Source organism: Variovorax durovernensis, from assembly GCF_977011995.1.
The window spans coordinates 4,867,561-4,890,776 of the sequence record NZ_CDRNCW010000001.1 but is presented as its reverse complement, the minus strand read 5'-3'; the positions used below and the strand labels follow the sequence as shown (position 1 = coordinate 4,890,776).

The following is a 23,216-nucleotide window of genomic DNA, read 5'->3' as shown; positions in this document are numbered from 1 at the left end:
CGCGCTGGACACGCATGGCCGGCATCCAGCAACTCGGCGACGCCCGCAGCGGCAAGCTCGCCGGCAACATCACCGCCTTCGGCCGTGCGCTGCGCCGTGCCGGCGTGCGTACCGACGCCGCCCGCATCGCGCTGGCCGCCGAGGCCGCCACGCTGGTTGGCGTTGAAGACAAGCTCGACCTGGGCGCGGCGATGGAAGCCGTGATGGTCAGCCGCGAGCAGGACCGCATGGTGTTCCGCGAGCTGTTCGACGCGTGGTTCCGCGACCCGGAACTGGCCAACAAACTGCTCGCGCAGATGCTGCCCAGCGCCGAAGGCAAGGCAGAGCCGTCGAAGCGCCGCCCGCGCGTGCGAGAGGCGCTCACCGCGCCGCGCAATGCCGCTAGGCCGGCAGAGCTGGCCAAGCCCGACCGCGAGATCGAGTTCGACGCCGCCATGACGTCGAGCGACCGCCAGCGGCTGCAGCACGCCGACTTCAACGCGCTCGGCGCTTCCGAATACCGGCTGGTGGAGCGGCTAGCGCGCGACATCGCGCTGCCGGTTCCGTCGCTGCCGTCGCGCCGCCTGCGCGCTGCGGGCGATGCCGGCCAGCAGCACGCGCGCATGCACTGGCCCGGCGTGTTGCACGAGGCGGCGCGCACCGGCGGCGAGATCCTGCGGCTGCCCCGGCTGGCGCGCCGCGAGCAACCCTTGCCTCTGCTGGTGCTGGTCGACGTCTCGGGCTCGATGGAGCGCTATGCGCGCCTGCTGCTGGCCTTTCTTCATGCAGCAACCCGCCGTGCCGGCCGGCGTGACGTGTTCGCCTTCGGCACCGGCCTGACCGACCTGACGCCCGCCTTCCGGCTGGCCGATACCGACGACATGCTGGTCGCCGCCGGCGTGGCCATCGACGACTTTGCGGGCGGCACGCGGCTCGGCGCTTCGCTGGCCGAGCTGCGCCGCGCCCACGCCCGCCGCCTGACTGGCCGTCGCACGCTGGTGCTGGTGATCAGCGACGGCCTGGACACCGGCGAGCCTGAAGTGCTGGAACAGGAACTGCTCTGGCTCAAGCGCCATTCGCGCCAGCTGCTGTGGCTCAACCCGCTGCTGCGTTTCGACGGCTACGCCCCTCTGGCCCGTGGGGCCGGCGTGCTGCACCGCCATGCGGACGCGATGCTGGCGGTTCACAATCTCAACGCGCTCGAGCAGCTGGCCGCCAGCCTCGCCGCCCTGATGCGAGCCGGGCGTTAAAGCGCCCGGCAGAGCCCAAAAAAAGGAAGCCCACCATGGAAATGCTCGGAAACCGCCACCTCGGCATCACCCAACAACAAGCCTGGGAAGCGCTCAACGACCCCGAGACGCTGAAGAAATGCATTCCCGGCTGCGACAAGTTCGAGCTGACGGGCGACAACACCTACAGCGTCGCGCTCGCGGTGAAGATCGGCCCGGTGTCGGCCAAGTTCAACGGCAAGGTGGTGCTGTCGGACATCGTGGCGCCCAACGGCTACAAGCTGAGCTTCGAGGGGCAGGGCGGCGTGGCGGGGTTCGCCAAGGGCTCTTCCAGCGTCACGCTCAAGCCGGTGGCGGGCGACGCCGCACCGGCTGAAGAGGCCGCAACACCCGCTGCCGGCTGCGAGCTCGACTACACGGTGCAGGCCCAGGTCGGCGGCAAGATCGCCCAGCTCGGCCAGCGGCTGATCGACGGCGCGGCCAAGTCGACCGCAGACGATTTCTTCAAGCGCTTCGAGGCCGAGATGCAGAGCCGCTACGGCCCGCCGCCGACCGCCGTCTCGGAGACCGCCGACGCGCCCGCTGAGAAGACCGGCGTGATGTCCGGCCTCATGAAGAAGATCGGTCTCGGCAAGAAGGACGACCCGGTCCCGCCGGGCGACGCTGCCTGAGGGGCAGGCGGAGCGAGCCATGGAAAACCTCGACGTCATGGTGCTGCGCACGCTGCGCGATTGGCGGCGTGCCGGCAAGCGCGCGTTGCTGACCACCGTGGTGCGTACCTGGGGCTCGTCGCCGCGGCCCGTGGGCTCGATCATGGCCCTGGCCGAAGACGGCGCGGTGGTCGGCTCGGTCTCGGGCGGCTGCATCGAGGACGACCTGATCGCGCGCTACAGCCATGCCCACGGCAAGGGCGAAGACGTACCGCTGGGCGCGCCGCCCGCGCTCGTCAAGTACGGCATCACCGCCGACGAGGCGCACCGCTTCGGCCTGCCCTGCGGCGGCACGCTGGAGCTGCTGCTCGAATACGCGCCCGATGCCGATTCGCTCGACCTGCTGGTGGCGCAGCTAGAGCAGGGCCGACTCATGCGGCGTACCGTCACGCTGGCCACCGGCGCGGTGCGGCTTGCTGAAGCCAAGGCGCCCGACGAACTCACGGTGAACGACACCGAACTGACCAACACCTTCGGCCCCGAATACCGCATGCTGCTGATCGGCGCCGGCCAGCTCGCCGAGTACCTTGCGACCATGGCCAAGTTCAGCGGCTTCGCGGTCACGCTGTGCGACCCGCGCGCCGAATACCGCACCGCCTGGTCGCTGCCCGGCGTGCACATCACCACCGAGATGCCCGACGACGCGGTGCTGGCCTTCAGGCCCGACCGCCGCAGCTGCGTGGTGGCGCTCACGCACGACCCCAAGCTCGACGACCTGGCGTTGCTGGAGGCGCTGCAGAGCGAGGCCTTCTACGTCGGCGCCATCGGCTCGCGGCGCAATGCCGACGCGCGGCGCGATCGCATGATCGAGCACTTCGACCAGACCGACGAATCGCTCGCGCGGCTGCGTGGTCCCATCGGCATCTACATCGGCAGCAAGACGCCGCCGGAGATCGCGGTGAGCGTGATGGCGGAGATTCTTGCGGTGAAGAACGCGGTGACGCTGCCGCGCGAAATGGAGGTCGCGCGGGCCAAGGAGATGCAGCAGCTGCAGCCGAGCTGAGCGCGTCCCGACGGCTGCTTCAGTTCGACTTGGCCTCGGGCGGCACGTCCCCGCCCTTTTGCCGTTCACGGAACAGCGCCGCGCGCATCAGGAAGATGGTGGTGATCGGCGCGGTGAGCGCGATGAACAGCACGATCAGCACCGCATGCAGGAACAGGCTGAAGCCCTGCACCGAGAAGTACACGATGGTGGCGACCGTCATGCACCACACGCCCACCGTCGCGCCCAGCGTGGGCGCATGGATGCGGCGGAAGAAGGTCGGCATCCGCAGCAGGCCGAAGGAGCCGATGGCCGCGAAGGCCGCGCCCAGCACGGCGAACACGGCGGTGATGATCTCGGCCCACAGCGGTAGCGGGCCGATGATGAAATCGTTCATTCGATCACCTCCCCGCGCAGCAGGAACTTGGCCATGGCCGTGGAGCCGACGAAGCCGAACAGCGCGACCAGCATGGCCGCCTCGAAGTAGACGTTGCTCGCGTAGATGATGCCGAGCACCAGCATCATGAGCATGCCGTTGATGTAAAGGCAGTCGAGCGCCATGACGCGGTCTTGCGCGGTGGGGCCGATCAGCAGCCGCGAGAGCGCGCACAGCATGGCCACGGCCAGCAGGAACAGCGCGAACTTCAGGGCCCAGAAGAGGACGGGTGTCATGACTCGAAGATCTCCATCAGGGGGCGTTCGTAGCGCTGCTTGATCATCGCGACGAAGGCGGCCTCGTCGTCGAGGTCGAATACGTGGATCAGCAGCGTGCTGCGGTCGAACGACACTTCGCCCCAGGCGGTGCCGGGCGTGAGGCACATGATCATGGCGAGCACAGCCAGGCCGTTGGGGTCGCGCATGTCGAGCGGAATCTGCACGAACTTGGAGGCAATGCCGCTCGTGCGGCGCGTGAGCAGCAGCCGGGCCACGTCGTACGCCGACTTGAGCATGTCGAAGGTCACCAGGAACGACAGCCGCAGCGCGACCCCGGGCCTGCGCATGCGCACTGCGGCCGGACGCAGGCTCTCGGTCAGCAGCGGCACGGCGATGGCCAGGATCACGGCCGAGACCAGCGTGCTCGCTTCGAGCGACTGGTTGAGCAGCAGCCAGACGACGAAGAGCGCGAACGACAGCGGCGGGGAAGGAAGCAGGCGCTTCATGGGGCCGCGCCTTCCTGTTTCTTGTTAGCCGCGGGCACAGGGTTGGGCACCTGCCTGGCGCTGAACACCGCCTGGCGATAGGCCACCGGGTTTTTCAGGCCCTGCGCAGTGGCCATGGCATGGCGCATCACGGGTTCGGCCCACACGGTAAGCGCCACGCAGGCCGCGAGCAGGCCGGCCACGGGCAGCACCTCGAGCGCGGGCAGCGAGGGCATGGTGGCGTGCGGCTGGGTCCAGAAGTGGCGAATGCCGGTGCGGCTCAGCGCGATGAGCGACAGGAAGCCCGAGACGATCAGCAGCGCAAGGAAGGTCCAGCCGGCGGTGCCGAGCGTCGTGCCCCCGAGCACGCCCGAGAGCATCGCGAACTTGCCGATGAAGCCGGACAGCGGCGGTAGGCCCGCCAGCAGCAGCGTGCAGCCCATGAAGCTCAGGCCCAGGAAGGCCACGCCGGCCGGAATGGCGCGGCCGTAGAGCGCCTGCGCCTCGTCGTCGAGGTTCACGTCGGCGAGCGCGCGCAGGTCTTCGGCAAGAAAGGGCGCATTGCCCGCAGCCTCGTGCGGCGCGACGCTCATGCCGGCGTTGCGCCAGCGCTCGATCATGTCGGTCAGCAGGAAGAAGGCGCTGACCGCGAGCGTGGAGCTCAGCAGGTAGTAGAGCGCGCCGGCCCACACGGCGGGCTGGCCGAGGCCGACCGCCGCGAGCAGGGTGCCGGCGGACACCAGCACGCTGAAGCCCGCAAGGTTGGACAGGCGCTGCGTACCGACGATGCCGATGGCACCCACGAACAGCGTGGCCAGCCCGGCGGCCACCAGCGCGGCCTGGCCGAAGGCGGCGGAGTCGCCGGTGTCGGGCGCGAACAGCGTGGTCCACAGCCGCAGGATCGTGTAGATGCCGAGCTTGGTCAGCAGCGCGAACACCGCACCCACGGGCGAGACAGCCGCGCTGTAGGCCGGCACCAGCCAGAAGTTGAGTGGCCACGCACCGGCCTTGGCGAAGAAGGCGGTCGCCAGGATGGCCGCCGCCGCGTGCACAAGGCCACGGTCGCCTGGCGAGAGTTCGGCGATGCGCATGCCCAGGTCGGCCATGTTCAGCGTGCCGGTCACGCCATAGAGAATGGCCGCGCCGATCAGGAACAGCGAAGACGCCGCGAGGTTGATGGCGATGTAGTGCAGGCCCGCCTGCACCCGCAGCCGGCCGGAACCGTGCAGCAGCAGGCCGTATGACGCGGCCAGCATCACCTCGAAGAAGACGAACAGGTTGAACAGGTCACCGGTGAGGAACGCGCCATTCAGGCCCATGAGCTGCAGCTGCAGCAGCGGATGGAAGTGCACGCCCGCGCGGTCCCAGCGCGAGGTGGAATAGATCGAGGCCGCGAAGGCGATGACCCCGGTGAGCGCGACCATCATGGTCGAGAGCCGGTCGGCCACCAGCACGATGCCGAAGGGTGCGCGCCAGTTGCCCGGCAGGTACACGCCGATGGAGCCGGGGCCGCCGCCGGTTTCGGGCGCGTTCACCCAGCGCAGCAGCGCCAGCGCCGCCAGCAGGCCGATCAAGCCCGAGACCACGCTCAGCGCCGACTTGGCGCGGCGGCGGTTCTCGCCCAGCAGCAGCATGAGCGCGGCCGTGAGCATGGGCACGAGGATCGGCACCGCCACCAGGTGCGGCATGCTGAACTCGAGCAGTTCGTCGAGCAGGTGAAAAACTTCCGTCACTCTGCCTCCTGCCGTTCTTCACCGTCCACGTGGTCGGTGCCGGTGAGGCCGCGCGAGGCGAGCATCACGACGAGGAACAGCGCAGTCATCGCGAAGCCGATCACGATGGCCGTCAGCACCAGCGCCTGCGGCATCGGGTCGGCCGTGTTGGCCAGCGTAGCCTCGAAGCCCTTGATGAGCACCGGCTCGCTGTCGACCTTGAGCCGGCCCATGCTGAAGATGAACAGGTTGACCGCGTAGGAGATCAGCGTCAGGCCCATGATGACCTGGAAGGTGCGCGGGCGCAGCAGCATGTAGACGCCCGAGCCGGTGAGCACGCCGATGGCGAGTGCGAGCACGGCCTCCATCAGCGGGCCCCTCCGGCGGCGAGGGCGGCCGCAGCCGCTTCAGCCTCTTTTTCGGCCTGTTCGTCGGCCCAGCGGTGGCTTCTTATGGACTGGTGGGCCAGCGCGGTCAGGATCAGCATGGTGGCGCCGAGCACCAGCGCGAACACGCCGATGTCGAAGAAGAGGGCGCTGGGCACGTGCACTTCGCCCAGCAGCGGCAGGTGCAGGTGCGCGGTGTGAGTGGTGAGGAAGGGGTAGCCGAACACCACCGCGCCGCTGCCGGTGGTGAGCGCGAACAGCAGGCCGATGGCGATCCAGCGGCGCGGGTAGATGCGCAGGTGCTCTTCCACCCACTCGGTGCCCGACACGATGAACTGCAGCACCAGCGCGACCGACATCACCAGCCCGGCGACGAAGCCGCCGCCCGGCGCGTTGTGGCCGCGCATGAAGAAGTAGACCGACACCAGCACCGCCAGCGGCAGCAGCAGCCGCACCAGCACGGCCGGCACCATCAGGTAGCCGACGGCGGTGTCCTTGGCGCGGCGCGGATTCAGCAGGTCGCTGCTGCCGTCGTCGACCTGCAGGCGCTGCTGGATCGGCAGCGCCATCGATTCGATGGCGGGGCGAAAGCGCCGCAGCAGCGCATACACCGTGAGCGCGACCACGCCCAGCACGGTGATCTCGCCGAAGGTGTCGAAGCCGCGGAAGTCGACCAGCATCACATTGACGACATTGGTGCCGCCGCCTTCGGTGAGCGCGCGTTCGAGGAAGAAGGGGGAAATACTCTGCGGGAAGGTCCGCGTCATCATGGCCCAGGCCAGCGCGGCCATGCCGCCGCCGGCAATGGCGGCCACCAGCAGGTCGCGGCCGCGGCGCCCCCAGGGCCGCAGCCGCGCGCGTGCAGGTTGAATGACGTCCTTGCTGCGCATCGGCAGCCAGCGCAGGCCCAGCAGGATCAGCACCGTGGTCACCGCCTCGACCACCAGTTGGGTCAGTGCGAGGTCGGGTGCGGAGAACCAGATGTAGGTCACGCACGAGACCAGCCCTGCGCCGGAGGCGAGCATCAGCGCCGCGAGCCGGTGGAACTTGGCCTGCCAGGCGGCGGCCACCGCGCAGGTGCCGCCGATGAGCCAGGTCATTGCGAACATCGGCGAGAAGGGCAGCGGCTCGCGCGTGCCGGGCGCCGCGGGCGTGGCCCAGAGCGAGGCCGCGGCGCCCGCAACGGCCACCACCACGAGCAGCAGCAATTGCCACTGCATGCGCTTGGTGCCGAACAGGCGGCGGCTGCGGCGGCCGGCTTCGCTCAGCAGCGCGAGCAGGTGCTCGAAGATGACCTGGCCGTCGAAGCGATGCAGCAGCGGTGTGTTTTCAAGGCCGCCGCCCGCGCGCTGGCGGCGCTGCAGCAGGTACAGCATGGCGCCGCCCAGCAGCGCCACGAAGCTCATCACCAGCGGCAGGTTGAAGCCGTGCCACACGGCCAGGCTGTATTCCGGCAGCGTGCCGCCGACCACGGGCGTGGCCGCGGCAGCGAGCATCGGGCCGACGGACCATGCCGGCGCCACGCCCACCACCAGGCACACCAGCACCAGCAGCTCGACCGGCACGCGCATCCAGTGCGGCGGCTCGTGCGGGTGCTTGGGCACCTCGTCGCCGCAGGGCGGGCCGAAGAACACGTCGAACACGAAGCGCGCCGAATACGCCACGCTGAAGATACCGGCGATGGTGGCGATCACCGGCAGGCTGAAGTCGACCCACGGTGTCGCCTGGATGAACACCGTCTCGGCGAAGAACATTTCCTTCGAGAGAAAACCGTTGAGCAGCGGCACGCCGGCCATCGAGGCGCTGGCGATGATGGCTAGCGTGCCCGTGATGGGCATCAGCCGCATCAGGCCGCTGAGCTTGCGGATGTCGCGCGTGCCGGTCTCATGGTCGATGATGCCGGCCGCCATGAACAGCGACGCCTTGAAGGTCGCGTGGTTCATCACGTGGAAGACGGCGGCCACGGCGGCCAGCGGGCTGTTCAGCCCCAGCAGCAGCGTGATGAGCCCGAGGTGCGAAATGGTCGAGTAGGCCAGCAGCGCCTTCAGGTCGCGCTGGAACATGGCGATGAAGCCGCCCAGCAGCAGCGTGATGGCGCCAGCGCCGCCCACCAGCCAGAACCATTGCTCGGTGCCCGAGAGCACGGGCCACAGCCGCGCCATCAGGAACACGCCCAGCTTCACCATGGTGGCCGAGTGCAGGTAGGCCGACACCGGCGTGGGCGCGGCCATGGCGCGCGGCAGCCAGAAGTGGAACGGGAACTGGGCGCTCTTGGTGAAGGCGCCGAGCAGCACCAGCACCAGCGCGGTCGGGTAGAGCGCATGCGCGCGGATCAGATCGCCCGAGGCCAGCACCACGTCGAGTTCGTAGCTGCCGACGATGCGGCCCAGCACCAGCACGCCGGCCAGCAGGCACAGCCCGCCCGCGCCGGTCACGGTGAGCGCCATGCGCGCGCCGCGCCGCGCGTCGCGGCGGTGGTGCCAGTAGCCGATCAGCAGGAAGGAGAACAGGCTGGTGAGCTCCCAGAACAGCACCATCTGGATGAGGTTGCCCGAGAGCACCACGCCCATCATCGCGCCCATGAACGCGAGGAAGAACGAGAAGAAGCGCGGCACCGGGTCGGAGGCCGACATGTAGTAGCGCGCATAAAGCACCACCAGCGCGCCGATGCCCAGCACCAGCATGCAGAACAGCCATGCGAAGCCGTCCATGCGGAACACGAGGTTCAGGCCGAGGGCCGGGAGCCATTCGATCTCTTGGCGCAGCACATTGCCGTGCGCGATCTGCGGAAAGAACCATGCGGCCTGGATGGCGCAGCCCAGCGCGACGAGCCCCGCGAGCGTCGACTCCCTGTTGCGCGCGTTGGAGGGCATCAACGCGGCCAGCACGCTGGCAATGAATGGGAGTGCGACGAGAAAGACCAGGGGCATTGTGGTTGATTCTATCGGCGGCCCCTATCAAAGGGCTTATCTATAACCGCAAGACATAAGGCAGTTTTCGGGACATTCAGCCCGAGAAAGCCTGCACGGTCCGAAAGCCCAGCCACGTGAGGCACAGCGAGCCGCCCAGATGCAGCATGAGCGTCGCCAGCGCGAGACCAAGCCGGCCGTTCATCAGCATGCCGACGATCTCGGCCGAGAAACTGGAGAAGGTGGTGAGCGTGCCGAGGAAACCGGTGATGACCATCAGGCGCCATGCCGGATCGATGTCCGGCAGGCCGTTGAACACGCCGATGGCGATGCCGATGAGGTAGCCGCCGATCAGGTTGACCGCCAGCGTGCCCCAGGGCAGCAGGCCTCCCGGGTTGAGCCAGATGGCAAAGCCCCAGCGCATGAGGGCGCCGACGCAGGCGGCAAGGCAGATGACAAGGGCGTTCAGCAGCATGCGGCAGATTATCCGCAGCTGTCGCCCAAATAAAAAAGCCGCCCGGAGGCGGCTTCGTGGTGTGCTGGCGAGGCTCAGGACTTGGAGGCCTTGGCTGTCTTGCTCTCCTTGGGCGCGGCGGCCGCGCCGGAGAAGCCCTGGCCGTTGACCGTGAGGCCTTCGGCCGACAGCTTGGCGGCCTTCTTTTCCTTCACGCCCTTCACGCGCTGCATGAAGTCGGGCCAGTCCTTGAATTCTTTTTCCTTGCGCGCGTCGATGATGCGCTTCGACATGGAGGGCCCGACACCCTTGAGGCCATCGAGTTCGGCGACGGTGCCCTTGTTGGCATCGACCGCTGCGAACGAGGTGATGGCGAACAGCATGGCCGTGGTGGCCAACAACTTCTTGAACATTTGAAAACTCCCTGTGATTTGTTGATGTGACAGACAGCCGACAAGCACGTCGGCCCGGGCACAACGGGATCAGGGAGCGGAGCGTTGACGCCCTTGGGCCGCAATGGCCTCAGGGTGACTATTGTTCTGAATTGTGGTCAGAGTTCTTCCACGCGGCGGGGTGGATAGCTGTCCCACGCCTGGCAACCTGGGCAGTGCCAGAAGTACTGGTGCGCCTCGAAGCCGCAGGCCGCACAGCGGTAGCGCATCAGCGGCCGCGTGGCTTGATCGAGCGCACGCTGCACCTGCGGATGGAACTGCTCGTGCTCGAAGCGTTCGCCAGCGAGCCAGCGCGATGCGGCCACCAGCGAAGGCTGCTGCGCGAGGTGGGCGATGTAGCCGTCGCGCGGCGTGGGCTGCGGATCTTCGGCGGTGGCGGAGGGCGTGCCGCCGAGTGCGATCAGTGCCTCGAGCACGTCGATCGACGGCGACTCGACATAGCGCCGCTGCAGCAACGCGAGCGCCTCGCCTTCGCGGTGTGCGCCGACGGCCGCCTGCTGCAGCGTGGCGGCATAGAGCGGCAGCGCGAGCGGCGCGGTTTCGCTGAGCGCCACGAGGGTGTCGAAGGCCGCGGCCGGTTCGCTCTTGCGCAGCTGAAGGTTGGCCGTGTCGATGGCGGGACGCGGTGCCTGCGGCGCCAGCTCGACGGCCTGCGCGAGCAGCTTGGTGGCGCCGGGCAGGTCGCTGGCAGCCACGCGTTCGGTGGCCTGCTCGCACAGGTGGTGCGCGCGGCGCGTGGCGTAGCTCGCCTGATCGGACTCGTCGAGCTTCTGGGCCACGTCGGCGGCTTGCGCCCATTCGCGCGAGCGCTCGTAGATGGCCAGCAGCGACAGCCGGGCCTCGTTCTCGTAGCGCGTGCCTTCGAGCTTCTGCAGCGCAGCCTCGGCGCGGTCGAGCAGGCCGGCGCGCAGGAAGTCCTGCGCCAGGGCGTGCTGCGCCCGTTCGCGGTCGCTGCGGCTGAGGTCGCCGCGGCCCAGCAGGTGCTCATGCACGCGCACGGCGCGCTGGTATTCGCCGCGGCGGCGGAACAGGTTGCCGAGGGCGAAGTGCAGCTCCTGCGTGTCGGGGTCGTTCTGCACGGCCTCGATGAAGGCGTCGATGGCCTGGTCCTGCTGCTCGTTGAGCAGGAAGTTCAGGCCGCGAAAGTAGGCCTTGGGGGCTTGCCTGTTCTCGAGCTTGAGCTGGCGGATGTCGAAGCGCGATGCAAGCCAGCCCAGCACGAAGGCAATGGGCAGGCCGATCAGCAGCCAGCTGGGATCAAAGTCCATGTTGACGTACGGCGGGAAGGTCGGGGGCGGAAGTAGGCTGGGCCGCTGCAGGGGCGGTCACGGCCGCCGATGCCACGGGGGACGGTGTTTCGGAAGGAACGGCAGGCAATTGCGCCGCCGCGGTGCGGTGCTTCCACCAGCCCGGCAGCATGCCGAGCGCGCCCACCACGAGCCCGCCGGCAAAGGCCGCGAGCACGACGAGCACCAGTGGTGCTCGCCAGTAGGTGCCGAAGAAGAAATAGACGGTCGCGTCGTGCTGGTTGTTCAGCGCGAAGGCGAAGAGCGTAAAAAAAATGGCTGCCTTGAGCAGCCACAGGAGGTATTTCATAGCCGTTCCCGTTGCCGGGAGCATTCTACGTTTGCAGGCATTCTCATCGTCTGCGATTCAGGCCTTGCGGGCCTTGGCTTCCTTGCCCGCATCGAGTTCGGCTGTCTTGGCATCCACGGCCTCGCGCAGCGCCTTGCCGGGCTTGAAGTGCGGCACCCGTTTTTCGGGAATCTGCACGCTCTCGCCCGAACGCGGGTTGCGGCCGATGCGCGGCGGACGGCGGTTGACCGAGAAGCTGCCGAAGCCACGGATCTCGATGCGGTGCCCGCGCACCAGTGCGTCGCTCATCGCGTCGAGGATGGTCTTGACGGCGTATTCGGCGTCGCGGTGCGTCAGTTGCGCAAAGCGGGCTGCGAGTTCTTCGACGAGGTCTGAGCGGGTCATAGGCCAAACAAAAACGTGGACGAAAAAAAAGACAGAGCGGCCCCAGGGCCTGCTCTGTCTCCGGACTCAGCTTACTTGTTTTCGCTGTTGTCGAGCTTGGCGCGCAGCAGTGCGCCCAGGCTGGTCGTGCCCGCGTTTTCGCGTGCCGACTGCTGGCTCAGGCTGGCCATGGCGCCTTGTTCGTCGACCATGTCCTTCTGCTTGATCGACAGCTGGATGTTGCGGGTCTTGCGATCCACATTCACGACGATGGCGGTGACTTCGTCGCCTTCCTTCAGCACGTTGCGGGCATCTTCGACGCGATCGCGCGAGATTTCCGAAGCACGCAGGTAGCCGATGATGTCTTCGCCGAGGTCGATTTCAGCGCCGCGGGCGTCAACCGTCTTGACCTTGCCGGTCACGATCTGGCCCTTGTCGTTCACGGTGGTGAACGTGGTGAACGGGTCGCTGTCGAGCTGCTTGATGCCCAGCGAGATGCGCTCGCGGTCGACGTCCACGGCCAGCACGATCGCTTCGACTTCCTGGCCCTTCTTGTAGTTGCGAACGGCGGTTTCGCCGGCTTCGTTCCACGAGAGGTCGGACAGGTGAACCAGGCCGTCGATGCCGGCAGCCAGACCCACGAACACGCCGAAGTCGGTGATCGACTTGATCGGGCCCTTGACGCGGTCGCCACGCTTCGTGTTCTGAGCGAACTCTTGCCACGGGTTGGCCTTGCACTGCTTCATGCCCAGGCTGATGCGGCGCTTGTCTTCGTCGATTTCCAGGACCATGACTTCGACTTCATCGCCCAGGGAGACGATCTTGTTCGGAGCGATGTTCTTGTTGGTCCAGTCCATTTCGGAGACGTGCACCAGGCCTTCGATGCCGGGTTCGAGTTCGACGAACGCGCCGTAGTCGGCAATGTTCGTGACCTTGCCGAACAGGCGGGTCGATTGCGGGTAGCGGCGCGAAACGCCCATCCACGGGTCGTCGCCCATTTGCTTGAGACCCAGCGAGACACGGTTCTTTTCGGTGTCGAACTTGAGGATCTTGGCGGTGATTTCCTGGCCGGCCTGAACGACTTCGCTCGGGTGGCGAACACGGCGCCATGCCATGTCGGTGATGTGCAGCAGGCCGTCGATGCCGCCGAGGTCCACGAACGCACCGTATTCGGTGATGTTCTTGACCACGCCGCGCACGACTGCGCCTTCCTTCAGCGTTTCCATCAGCTTGGCGCGTTCTTCGCCCATGCTGGCTTCGACCACGGCACGGCGCGACAGCACGACGTTGTTGCGCTTGCGGTCGAGCTTGATGACCTTGAATTCGAGGGTCTTGTTCTCGTACGGGGTCAGGTCCTTGATCGGACGCGTGTCGATCAGCGAGCCCGGCAGGAACGCGCGGATGCCGTTGACCAGGACCGTGAGGCCGCCCTTGACCTTGCCGCTGGTGGTGCCGGTGACGAAGTCGCCCGATTCCAGTGCCTTCTCCAGGGCGAGCCACGAAGCCAGACGCTTGGCGGTGTCGCGCGAGAGGATGGTGTCGCCGTAGCCGTTTTCAACGCTGCCGATGGCAACGGAAACGAAATCGCCGGCCTGAACTTCGAGTTCGCCCTTGTCGTTCTTGAACTCTTCGATCGGCACATACGCTTCGGACTTCAGACCGGCGTTGACGACGACGTGGTTGTGTTCGACACGCACGACTTCGGCCGTGATGACCTCGCCGGTGCGCATTTCGGAACGCTTCAGGGACTCTTCGAATAGGTCGGCAAAAGATTCAGACATTTATGGTTCCTTCCGTCAGGCAGGGTTGGCAGGCGCTCATGCGAAATTGCGTGCGGCTGCTGTGGGTCTGTAGACGGCGGTTTTGTGGGCTTTTTGGATATAAACCCGGGTTGGTTGAACAACCAGCAGGCCGGTGCGCTGTCGCGCGAAGAGAGCCTGCTGGAGCGGTATGCGCCTTCAGATATTCCGTCTGGCGCCAGCTTTTCAAGCGGACTTGAAAGGCTGTACTTGCTGCCACCAGTCCAACACCTGATCGATCGATTGCTCGATGGACAGCTGGGAGTTGTCGAGATGGCGGGCGTCCTGCGCCGGCTTGAGGGGGGCGACGCTGCGGGAGGAATCCCGGGCATCACGCGCTTCCAAGTCGGAGCGAAGACTGTCGAGTGTAGTCGAAATACCCTTTGAAATCAACTGCTTATGGCGCCGTTCGGCGCGCTCGGCGGCGCTGGCCGTAAGGAACACCTTGAGCGCCGCATCGGGGAAGATCACGGTGCCCATGTCGCGGCCGTCAGCCACCAGGCCGGGCAGCTGGCGAAAGCGCTGCTGCAGGGCCAGCAGCGCCTCGCGCACGGCGGGCAGGGTGGATACGCGGGAGGCGTCCATGCCGGCAGCCTCGGTGCGGATCTCGTCGCTGACGTCTTCGCCGGCCAGCAGCACCTTGCCTTCGGTGAATTGCAGTGGCAGGCCTGCGGCGAGGGCGGCGATCTGCGCTTCGTGCTGGCTGTCGGCGCTCAAACCGGCGCGGCGCATGGCCAGGCCGGTCACGCGGTAGAGCGAGCCCGAATCGAGGTAGTGGTAGCCCAGCAGCCGCGCCACTTCGGCCGCCAGCGTGCCCTTGCCGGAGGCGGTCGGACCGTCGATGCAGATCACCGGCACCTCCGTGGCCTCGGCCACCGAGAACAGGGTCTCGAAATAATCGGGGAAGGTCTTGGCAACGCAATGAGGGTCGAGCACGCGCACGGGCACCCCTGCCGGGTTGAACGCCGCGAGCGAGAAGCACATGGCCACGCGGTGGTCGTCGTAGGTGTGGATGCTCGCCGGACGCCAGCCGGTCTGCGCCAACGGGTGCACGCGAATGAAGTCCGGGCCGGCCTCGACGGCGGCGCCGAGCTTCTTCAGCTCGTTGGCCATGGCATCGATGCGGTCGGTCTCCTTCACGCGCCAGCTCGCGATGTTGCGCAGCGTGGTCGGGCCGTCGGCATACAGCGCCATGACGGCCAGCGTCATCGCCGCGTCGGGGATGTGGTTGGCGTCGAGGTCGATGGCCTTGAGCGGCCATGCGCCACGGCGCACTTCGAGCCAGTTGGGGCCGCTGTCGACCTGCGCGCCCATCTGGCGGGCGGCGTCGATGAAGCGGATGTCGCCCTGGATCGAATCGGCGCCCACGCCCTCGATGCGGATGCCGTTCTTGCCGGAAACGCCGGTTGCAATGGCGCCCAGTGCTATGAAATAGCTAGCAGAAGAGGCGTCGGCCTCGACGTGGATGTCGCCGGGCGAGCTATAGCGGCTGCCGGCCGGAATGGTGAATCGCTCCCAGCCGTCGCGCCGCACCTGGATGCCGAAGCGCGCCAGCAGGTTCAGCGTGATCTCGATGTAGGGCTTGGAGATCAGCTCGCCGACCACCTCGATCACGATGTCGTCAGCGGCGGCCAGCGGCAGCGCCAGCAGCAGCGCGGTCAGGAACTGGCTCGACACGTCGCCGCGCACGCGGATCGGGGCGTCGAGCGCCAGCTCGCCGTGCGGCACCGGGTGGATGCGCAGCGGGGGATAGCCGGGGTTGCCGAGGTAGTCGATGCGGCAGCCGAGCTGGGTCAGCGCATCGACCAGGTCGCCGATGGGGCGCTCGTGCATCCGCGGCACGCCGCTGAGCTCGAATTCGCCGCCCAGCAGCGACAGGGCGGCCGTCAGCGGGCGCATCGCGGTGCCGGCATTGCCGAGGAACAGCGGCAGCAGCGTCTCGTTGGGCTTCAGCTGGCCGCCGAGGCCGGTGATGCGCAGGGTGTTGCCGTCGGGATCGATGCCGCAGCCGAGCGCGCGCAGCGCGGTGAGCATCACGCGCGTGTCGTCGGAATCGAGCAGGTCGTGGATGGTGGTGGTGCCGCTCGCGAGCGCCGCCAGCAGCAGCACGCGGTTGGAGATGCTCTTGGAGCCTGGCAGCCGCACCGTGCCGGCCGCGCCCGCGAGGGGCGGGAGGTCGAGGAAGGTGGTCGAGAACATCTCAGTTGTCCTGCTGCAGCGACGAGGTGTCGGTGGCCGGCTTCCAGGCTGCCCTGGCCTTGCTGGCGGTGGCGATGGATTGCTCCAGCGCTTGCAGGTCGCCCGCGGCCATCAGCGCTTCGAGATCGTCCAGTGCCTTGCGGAAAGCCTGCGACTGCTGCATCACCTGTTCGCGGTTGGCCAGCAGCACGTCGCGCCACATGACCGGGTCGCTCGCGGCGATGCGCGAGAAATCGCGGAAGCCCGGGCCCGCGAGGCTCAGGAAGCGGTCGCCCTGGGGCTGGCTGGCGATGGCATTGGTGTATGCGAAAGCCAGCAGGTGCGGCAGGTGGCTCACGGCGGCGAAAGCGGCGTCGTGCTCTTCGTGCGTCATGGTGACCACTTGCGCGCCGATGCCGCCCCACACTTGTGAGGCCCGCTGCACGTTGGAGCGCAGCGTGGTCTTCACCGGTGTCAGCACGACCTGGCGGCCGCTGAAGAGCGAGGCCTCGGCATGCTCGATGCCCGACAGTTCCTTGCCCGCGATCGGGTGCGCCGGCACGAAGTTCGCGAATTGGCGCTGAAGCCCGTTGCGGGCGGCTTCGATCACGTCGCCCTTGGTCGAGCCGACGTCCATCACGAGCGTTTCGCTCGCGATGCCGTGGCGGATGGCCTTGAAGGTGGCTTCCGACGCGGCCACAGGCACCGCCAGCAGCACGATGTCGGCGCCCGACACCGCCAGCAGCGCCGAAGGCGCCGCCACGTCGATCACACCGAGCTGGCGTGCCCGCTCGGTGGTGGAGGGCGACTTGCTGTAGCCCACCACGCGTTTCACCAGCTTCGCGCGCTTGAGCGCGAGCGCGAAAGAGCCGCCCATCAGGCCGCAGCCGATCAGTCCCAGTTGTTCGAACATGCTGTGTGTCTGCCTGCCGCTCAGGCTTTGACGGGGTAGGCGCCCAGCACCTTGTAGAAGGCGCAGAGTCCGCGCAGTTCGGCCAGCGCCGCTGCCACGTTGGGCTGCGAGGGGTGGCCGTCGAGGTCGATGTAGAAGTAGTACTCCCACTGGCCGGTGCGCGCGGGGCGCGACTCGAAGCGGGTCATCGACACGTTGTTGGCCTTCAGCGGAACGAGCAGGTCGTGCACTGCGCCGGGCCGGTTCGGCACGGAGACGATCAGGCTGGTGCAGTCGCGGCCCGAGGCCGGTGGCATGGCCAGCGTCTGCGGCAGGCAGATGACGGAAAAGCGGGTGCGGTTGTACGAGTCGTCCTGGATGGCGTGCGCCACGATATGCAGGCCGAAGCGGGTGGCGGCGCGTTCGCCGGCCAGCGCGGCCCAGGCCGGATTGGTCGATGCGAGGCGAGCGCCTTCGGCGTTGCTCGACACGGCGCGCCGTTCGGCATTCGGCAGATGTTTGGACAGCCAAGTCTGGCACTGTGCCAGCGCCTGCGGATGGGCCAGTACGGCTTCCACGCCTTCGAGCGAGTTGCTGCTGCGCAGGAGGTGGTGGCGCACCAGCAGGCTGACTTCGCCGACGACATGGGTGGGTGAGTGCAGGAACAGGTCGAGCGAGCGCGTCACCACGCCTTCGGTCGAGTTCTCGACGCCGACCACGCCGTACTGGGCGCTGCCGGCGGCCGTGGCGTGGAACACCTCGTCAAAGCTGGCGCAATAGATCAGGTCGGCGGCACCGCCGAAGTACTCGATGGCGGCCTGTTCGCAGAAGGTGCCCTCGGGGCCCAGAACGGCGACGCGCTGCGGCGATTCGAGCGCCAGGCAGGCCGACATGATTTCGCGCCAGATGGCCGCCACATGGAGGTCCTTGAGCGGACCGCCGTTGCTCTTCTGCATCTTGTCGATGACCTGCGCCACGCGATCGGGGCGGAAGAACGGCGTGCCCTCGCGCTTCTTGACCTCGCCGACCAGCTCGGCCACATGGGCCCGCTCATTGAGCAGGCTGAGCAGGCGCTGGTCCAGCGAGTCGATCTGCACGCGCAGATCGGACAGGCTCTCGGAGTTATCGGAAGAAGAGGAGGGTGGTGTGGAGTCGGAGGCGGTCATCGGTGCGGGCAACTGAGCGGAGCATGCGCCTAGGCATGCGATCGCTCGAATTCTCGCATGTAGCCCACCAGCGCCTGCACCCCTTCCAGCGGCATGGCGTTGTAAATGCTGGCGCGCATGCCGCCGACCGACTTGTGGCCCTTGAGCTGCAGCAGCCCGGCTTCGCGCGCACCGGCCAGGAAGGCTTCGTTGCGACCTTCGTCCGCCAGGAAGAACGGCACGTTCATGCGCGAGCGGCAGCCGGGGTCGATGCGGTTGGCGTAGAAGTCGGAGCCGTCGATGAAGTCGTACAGCAGCTTCGCCTTGGCGATGTTGCGCTGCTCCATGGCCGCGACGCCCGTGAGATCGCCTTCCTTTTGCTGCAGCAGCCACTGGAACGTGAGCCCCGCCATGTAGATGCCCCAGGTCGGCGGGGTGTTGTACATGGAGTTGTTGTCGGCCACGGTCTTGTAGTTGAACGCGCTCGGGCAGATTTCGAGGGCATGGCCGAGCAGGTCGTCGCGCACGACGACGATGGTCAGGCCGGCCGGGCCGAGGTTCTTCTGTGCGCCGCCGAAGGCCAGGCCCACGCGGCTCCAGTCGACGCTGCGCGAGGCGACGTGCGACGAGAAATCGATGACCAGCGGGGCATTGCTGCCGAGCGTTGCCAGGTCGGGTAGTTGCTGGAACTCGATGCCGTTGATGGTCTCGTTGGAGCACACATGCACGTACGAGGCGTCCTTGGACAGCTGCCAGGTCGCGGGATCTGGCAACTTGGTGTGCTGGTCGTCGGCATTGCTGGCAACCACGCGCGCGGTGCAATAGCGCTGCGCTTCCTTGTGCGACTTCGCGCTCCAGCTGCCGGTGATGACGAAGTCGGCGGTCTTGCCGCGCGACAGGTTCAGCGGAACGATGGCGTTCTCGCCGAGGCCGCCACCCTGCATGAACAGGATGTGAAAATTGGAGGGCACGGCCAGCAGCGTACGGATGTCGGCTTCGGCCTGCGTGCAGATCGAGCCGAATTCCTTGCCGCGATGGCTCATTTCCATCACGCTCATGCCGCTGCCGTGCCAGTCGAGCATTTCGGAGGCAGCGCGTTGCAGCACCGCCTCCGGCATGGCAGCCGGACCGGCCGAAAAGTTGTATGGGCGCTTGCCGGCCGGCGTCTGCTGCTGGGTCACGTTGCTTTACTTCTTGGCTGGTGCCTTGGCCGGGGCCTTGGCGGCGGGGGCATCGGTCGGGGCGCCGAGGGCCTTGGCGACGTTTTCGTCGAGAGCGCGCATCTTGGGCTCGATGGTGGCGCGCGTGTCGGCCACCAGCTTTTCCGTCAGGGCGGTCTGCATCTTCGGGTTCAGTTCCTGGTACTTCTTGCTCAGGGGCGAGTTGATCCAGGCCAGCAGTTGCTTGAGCTCGTCTTCGCTGAAGTTCTGCTCGAGCAGGGGGGTCAGGGCGCCAGGAGCCAGTTGCACTGCCTTGTCGCGCACGATCGGGTAAGCGTCGTCGAAGTACTTCTTCAGCTCGGCGTCGGCGGCCTTGGCGGCTGCCTCACGCTTGGCTTCCGGCACCTGCGTCTGCAGGTACTGCGAACCCGCCTGTGCGATCGGAGCGCTCGATTGCTCGACCAGGCCGCGCGCCAGCGATTCGATGCCGGGGCGCTGGATGTCGATGAACTGCTTGATGAGCGTGGCCTTGTCCTGGGCCATTGCGGCCATCGAACTGCTAGCCAGGGCGACCGTCAGAAGTGCGAGTTTGATTTTTTTCACTGAGGATTCTCCGTTGAAGATGAGGAAGTATCGTCCGCGTCAGGCTCGGTTTCGCCATTCGCGTCGTTTTCGACGATACGTTGCAGCCCGCTGAGTTTGGCGCCTTCGTCAAGCCCGATCAGCGTGACGCCTTGCGTCGCACGACCCAGTTCGCGAATTTCGGCAACCCGCGTGCGTACAAGCACGCCCTTGTCGGTAATGAGCATGATCTCATCATCCGAATGCACGAGTGTGGCGGCAACGACCTTGCCGTTGCGCTCACTCTGTTGAATCGCGATCATGCCTTTGGTTCCGCGGCCGTGGCGCGTGTATTCCGTAATGCTTGTGCGTTTTCCGTAACCGTTTTCGGTCGCGGTGAGCACGCTTTGCTGCTCGTCCTCCGCCACCAGCATGGCGATCACGCCCTGTCCCGGATCGAGAGACATGCCGCGCACGCCGCGTGCATTGCGGCCCAGCGGGCGGACGTCTTCCTCGTCGAAGCGCACGGCCTTGCCGCCGTCGCTGAAGAGCATCACGTCGTGCTTGCCGTCGGTCAGGGCGGCGCCGATCAGGTAGTCGCCCTCGTCGAGGTTCACGGCAATGATGCCGCCCTTGCGCGGGTTGTTGAACTCGTCGAGCGCGGTCTTCTTGACGGTGCCCATCGAGGTTGCCATGAACACGTACTGGTCGGCCGGGAAGGTGCGCTTTTCACCGGTGAGGGCGAGGGCGACGTTGATCTTCTCGCCTTCCTGCAGCGGGAACATGTTGACGATCGGGCGGCCGCGCGAGCCGCGCGAACCCGCCGGCACTTCCCACACCTTGAGCCAGTACAGCCGGCCGCGGTTCGAGAAACACAGGATGTAGTCGTGCGTGTTGGCGATGAAGAGCTGGTCGATCCAGTCGTCGTCCTTGGTGGCCGTGGCCTGCTTGCCGCGGCCGCCGCGCTTCTGGGCGCGGTACTCGCCCAGCGGCTGGCTCTTGATGTAGCCGCTGTGCGAGAGCGTCACCACCATGTCGGTCGGGGTGATCAGGTCTTCGGTCGAGAGGTCGTAGGCGCTGTGCTCCACCAGGCTGCGGCGCGCGCCGACCTTCGACTGGCCGAACTCCTGCTTGATGGTGCCCAGCTCGTCGCCGATGATGGTCGAGACGCGCTCGGGCTTGGCCAGGATGTCGAGCAGGTCGTCGATCTCGGCCATGACGTCCTTGTACTCGGCCACGATCTTGTCCTGCTCGAGGCCGGTCAGGCGCTGCAGGCGCATCTGCAGGATTTCCTGGGCCTGCGTGTCCGAGAGGCGATAGAGGCCGTCGCCGCCCATGCCGTACTGGCGCTCGAGGCCCTCGGGGCGATAGTCGTCGGCGTTGATCACGCCGCCATCGGCGCGCGAGCGCGTGAGCATTTCACGCACCAGCTTGCTGTCCCAGCTGCGCGTCATGAGCTCGGCCTTGGCGACCGGCGGCGTGGGGGATTCGCGGATGATGCGGATGAACTCGTCGATGTTCGCCAGCGCCACCGCCAGGCCTTCGAGCACATGGCCGCGCTCGCGTGCCTTGCGCAGGTTGAAGACGGTGCGGCGCGTGACCACTTCGCGGCGGTGCTGCAGGAAGACCTGGATCAGGTCCTTCAGGTTGCACAGCTTGGGCTGGCCGTCGACCAGCGCCACCATGTTGATGCCGAAGGTGTCCTGCAGCTGCGTCTGCTTGTAGAGGTTGTTGAGCACCACTTCAGGCACTTCGCCGCGCTTGAGCTCGATCACCAGGCGCATGCCCGACTTGTCCGACTCGTCCTGGATGTGGCTGATGCCCTCGATCTTCTTCTCGTGCACCAGCTCGGCCATGCGCTCCTGCAGCGTCTTCTTGTTGACCTGGTAGGGGAGTTCGTCGACGATGATCGCCTGGCGCTGGCCGCGGTCGATGTCCTCGAAGTGGCACTTGGCGCGCATCACGACCTTGCCGCGGCCGGTGCGGTAGCCGTCCTTCACCCCGTTGATGCCGTAGATGATGCCGGCGGTGGGGAAGTCGGGCGCCGGCACGATCTCCATCAATTCGTCGATGGAGGCTTCGGGGTTGCGAAGCAGGTACAGGCAGGCGTCGACGACCTCGTTCAGGTTGTGCGGCGGGATATTGGTGGCCATGCCGACCGCAATACCGCCGGAGCCATTGACCAGCAAATTGGGCAGCTGGCTCGGCAGCACCTTCGGCTCTTTTTCCGAGCCGTCGTAATTGTCCTGAAAGTCGACAGTTTCCTTGTCGATATCGGCCAGCATTTCGTGCGCAATTTTGGCCAGCCGGATTTCCGTATAACGCATTGCGGCCGCGTTGTCTCCATCGACCGACCCGAAGTTGCCCTGGCCGTCGACCAGCATGTGGCGCATGGAGAAGTCCTGGGCCAGCCGGACGATGGTGTCGTAGACCGACTGGTCGCCGTGCGGGTGGTACTTACCGATCACGTCACCGACGATACGGGCCGACTTCTTGTACGGCCGGTTCCAGTCGTTGTTGAGTTCGTGCATCGCGTAGAGCACGCGCCGGTGCACCGGCTTGAGGCCGTCACGGGCGTCGGGAAGCGCTCGGCCGACGATCACGCTCATGGCGTAATCGAGATAGCTGCTGCGCATTTCCTCTTCAAGACTGATGGGCAGGGTTTCTTTTGCGAAGGAGGTCATGAACGAGGTGCTGGCGGCAGGAAGGCGAAATTTTACGCTGTGAGGGGTGTCGCACCGCCGCAACACAAGGCCTCTATTCCGCCTCCGTCCTACGCTTCGGGGCCGTCCGGCGGCCTGTTTGCCAAAGACCCTATGGCACAATCGCCTCAACGTTTTGGGTGGTGGTCACTTAAAGCGTCCTTGATTCGCAGCGCGGCTGCGGCTTTTTCCCCAAGAGGAGAACCATGAAGAAACTGAATAAAGTGGCGATGATGTTTGCAGTCGCTGCGCTCGCCACTGCCGCCGGCGCGCAGACCCGTGTCACCGCTGCGGACGGCGGTCCTACGATCGACAACTGGCAAAACGGCACCGGCGAACTGGTTTGGAAGAACGGCACGAATGAACTGTGCTGGCGCGATGCCAACTGGACGCCCGCAACGGCTGCTGCTGGTTGCGACGGTGCTCTGGTTCCTGCCGCCCCGGTTGCTGCGACGCCTACGCCTGCTGCTCCGGTTCCGCCGACTCCCCAGCAAGTCGCCGCTTCGAAGGTTACCTTCGCTGCTGACGCCTTCTTCGACTTCGACAAGTCGGTTCTGAAGCCTGAAGGTCGCGCGAAGCTGACCGACCTGGTCGAGAAGATCCGTGGCGTCAACCTCGAAGTGATCATCGCTGTGGGCCACACCGACTCGATCGGTACGGTTGCCTACAACCAGCGTCTGTCGGTCCGTCGCGCCGAAGCCGTCAAGGCCTTCCTGGTCTCGAAGGGCATCGAACGCAACCGCGTCTACACCGAAGGCAAGGGCAAGTCGCAGCCTGTGGCTGACAACAAGACCAAGGAAGGTCGCGCCAAGAACCGTCGCGTGGAAATCGAAGTGGTCGGCACCCGCGCCAACTAATCAATCGATTC

General features: G+C 66.6%; 22 protein-coding genes. 4 read left to right on the top strand and 18 right to left on the bottom strand.

What is annotated here, in order from left to right; all coding sequences use genetic code 11:
• Positions 1-14 precede the first annotated feature (14 nt).
• From ACWV14_RS23235 to ACWV14_RS23225, 3 genes are read left to right on the top strand one after another with little or no spacing between them, the layout of a single operon-like run.
• The gene (locus ACWV14_RS23235; protein ID WP_454903902.1) at positions 15-1,229 is read left to right on the top strand and encodes a vWA domain-containing protein; all 1,215 of its coding nucleotides are present in this window, start codon (positions 15-17) and stop codon (positions 1,227-1,229) included.
• 35 nt (positions 1,230-1,264) lie between these two features.
• Complete coding sequence (locus ACWV14_RS23230; protein WP_454903900.1) at positions 1,265-1,879, top strand: CoxG family protein; 615 nt, start codon at positions 1,265-1,267, stop codon at positions 1,877-1,879.
• 19 nt (positions 1,880-1,898) lie between these two features.
• Positions 1,899-2,921, top strand: a complete 1,023-nt coding sequence (locus ACWV14_RS23225; protein WP_081266823.1) for an XdhC family protein — start codon at positions 1,899-1,901, stop codon at positions 2,919-2,921.
• Between the two features lie 19 nt (positions 2,922-2,940).
• On the opposite strand, the gene mnhG is transcribed toward ACWV14_RS23225, so the two are convergent.
• The 18 genes from mnhG to gyrA form a co-directional block, all read right to left on the bottom strand.
• Complete coding sequence (mnhG, locus tag ACWV14_RS23220; protein WP_081266822.1) at positions 2,941-3,297, bottom strand: monovalent cation/H(+) antiporter subunit G; 357 nt, start codon at positions 3,295-3,297, stop codon at positions 2,941-2,943.
• Positions 3,294-3,572 (bottom strand): K+/H+ antiporter subunit F, encoded by a 279-nt coding sequence (locus tag ACWV14_RS23215; protein WP_081266821.1) that lies wholly within the window; start codon positions 3,570-3,572, stop codon positions 3,294-3,296. The genes mnhG and ACWV14_RS23215 overlap by 4 nt, the downstream gene beginning before the upstream one ends.
• Positions 3,569-4,060, bottom strand: coding sequence for a Na+/H+ antiporter subunit E (locus ACWV14_RS23210; protein ID WP_454903899.1), 492 nt, complete (start codon positions 4,058-4,060; stop codon positions 3,569-3,571). Before ACWV14_RS23210 ends, ACWV14_RS23215 begins: the two co-directional genes overlap by 4 nt.
• Positions 4,057-5,727, bottom strand: a complete 1,671-nt coding sequence (locus ACWV14_RS23205; RefSeq protein ID WP_454906056.1) for a monovalent cation/H+ antiporter subunit D — start codon at positions 5,725-5,727, stop codon at positions 4,057-4,059. The genes ACWV14_RS23210 and ACWV14_RS23205 overlap by 4 nt, the downstream gene beginning before the upstream one ends.
• A gap of 41 nt (positions 5,728-5,768) precedes the next feature.
• A complete protein-coding gene (locus tag ACWV14_RS23200; RefSeq protein ID WP_422087628.1) occupies positions 5,769-6,119 on the bottom strand; it encodes a Na+/H+ antiporter subunit C in 351 nt (116 codons plus the stop codon).
• Positions 6,119-9,067, bottom strand: coding sequence for a monovalent cation/H+ antiporter subunit A (locus ACWV14_RS23195; protein WP_454903898.1), 2,949 nt, complete (start codon positions 9,065-9,067; stop codon positions 6,119-6,121). Before ACWV14_RS23195 ends, ACWV14_RS23200 begins: the two co-directional genes overlap by 1 nt.
• 76 nt (positions 9,068-9,143) lie before the next feature.
• On the bottom strand, positions 9,144-9,521 hold the full coding sequence (gene crcB, locus ACWV14_RS23190; RefSeq protein WP_454903897.1) for a fluoride efflux transporter CrcB: 378 nt from the start codon (positions 9,519-9,521) through the stop codon (positions 9,144-9,146).
• 74 nt (positions 9,522-9,595) lie between these two features.
• On the bottom strand, positions 9,596-9,913 hold the full coding sequence (locus ACWV14_RS23185) for a ComEA family DNA-binding protein (protein ID WP_454903895.1): 318 nt from the start codon (positions 9,911-9,913) through the stop codon (positions 9,596-9,598).
• 137 nt (positions 9,914-10,050) lie between these two features.
• On the bottom strand, positions 10,051-11,220 hold the full coding sequence (gene lapB / locus ACWV14_RS23180) for a lipopolysaccharide assembly protein LapB (RefSeq protein WP_422087621.1): 1,170 nt from the start codon (positions 11,218-11,220) through the stop codon (positions 10,051-10,053).
• The gene (locus ACWV14_RS23175; protein ID WP_454903894.1) at positions 11,210-11,548 is read right to left on the bottom strand and encodes a LapA family protein; all 339 of its coding nucleotides are present in this window, start codon (positions 11,546-11,548) and stop codon (positions 11,210-11,212) included. The genes lapB and ACWV14_RS23175 overlap by 11 nt, the downstream gene beginning before the upstream one ends.
• Positions 11,549-11,605: 57 nt before the next feature.
• Positions 11,606-11,932: an integration host factor subunit beta gene (locus ACWV14_RS23170; protein ID WP_093236803.1), complete on the bottom strand. Its 327-nt coding sequence runs from the start codon at positions 11,930-11,932 to the stop codon at positions 11,606-11,608.
• Between the two features lie 71 nt (positions 11,933-12,003).
• On the bottom strand, positions 12,004-13,692 hold the full coding sequence (rpsA, locus tag ACWV14_RS23165) for a 30S ribosomal protein S1 (RefSeq protein WP_422087619.1): 1,689 nt from the start codon (positions 13,690-13,692) through the stop codon (positions 12,004-12,006).
• Between the two features lie 204 nt (positions 13,693-13,896).
• On the bottom strand, positions 13,897-15,909 hold the full coding sequence (locus tag ACWV14_RS23160) for a bifunctional 3-phosphoshikimate 1-carboxyvinyltransferase/cytidylate kinase (protein WP_454903891.1): 2,013 nt from the start codon (positions 15,907-15,909) through the stop codon (positions 13,897-13,899).
• Between the two features lies 1 nt (position 15,910).
• Positions 15,911-16,801 carry a prephenate dehydrogenase gene (locus tag ACWV14_RS23155; protein ID WP_454903890.1) on the bottom strand — a complete coding sequence of 297 codons (891 nt, stop codon included), beginning with the start codon at positions 16,799-16,801 and terminating at the stop codon, positions 15,911-15,913.
• Between the two features lie 20 nt (positions 16,802-16,821).
• Complete coding sequence (gene pheA, locus ACWV14_RS23150; protein ID WP_422087616.1) at positions 16,822-17,946, bottom strand: prephenate dehydratase; 1,125 nt, start codon at positions 17,944-17,946, stop codon at positions 16,822-16,824.
• A gap of 29 nt (positions 17,947-17,975) precedes the next feature.
• Positions 17,976-19,043 carry a 3-phosphoserine/phosphohydroxythreonine transaminase gene (gene serC / locus ACWV14_RS23145; protein WP_454906055.1) on the bottom strand — a complete coding sequence of 356 codons (1,068 nt, stop codon included), beginning with the start codon at positions 19,041-19,043 and terminating at the stop codon, positions 17,976-17,978.
• Between the two features lie 69 nt (positions 19,044-19,112).
• Positions 19,113-19,688, bottom strand: coding sequence for a DUF2059 domain-containing protein (locus ACWV14_RS23140; RefSeq protein WP_454903889.1), 576 nt, complete (start codon positions 19,686-19,688; stop codon positions 19,113-19,115).
• On the bottom strand, positions 19,685-22,330 hold the full coding sequence (gene gyrA / locus ACWV14_RS23135; RefSeq protein WP_454903888.1) for a DNA gyrase subunit A: 2,646 nt from the start codon (positions 22,328-22,330) through the stop codon (positions 19,685-19,687). The genes ACWV14_RS23140 and gyrA overlap by 4 nt, the downstream gene beginning before the upstream one ends.
• A 224-nt stretch (positions 22,331-22,554) precedes the next feature.
• On the opposite strand from gyrA, the gene ompA reads away from it, so the two are divergent.
• On the top strand, positions 22,555-23,205 hold the full coding sequence (gene ompA, locus ACWV14_RS23130; protein ID WP_422087613.1) for an outer membrane protein OmpA: 651 nt from the start codon (positions 22,555-22,557) through the stop codon (positions 23,203-23,205).
• Positions 23,206-23,216 lie beyond the last annotated feature (11 nt).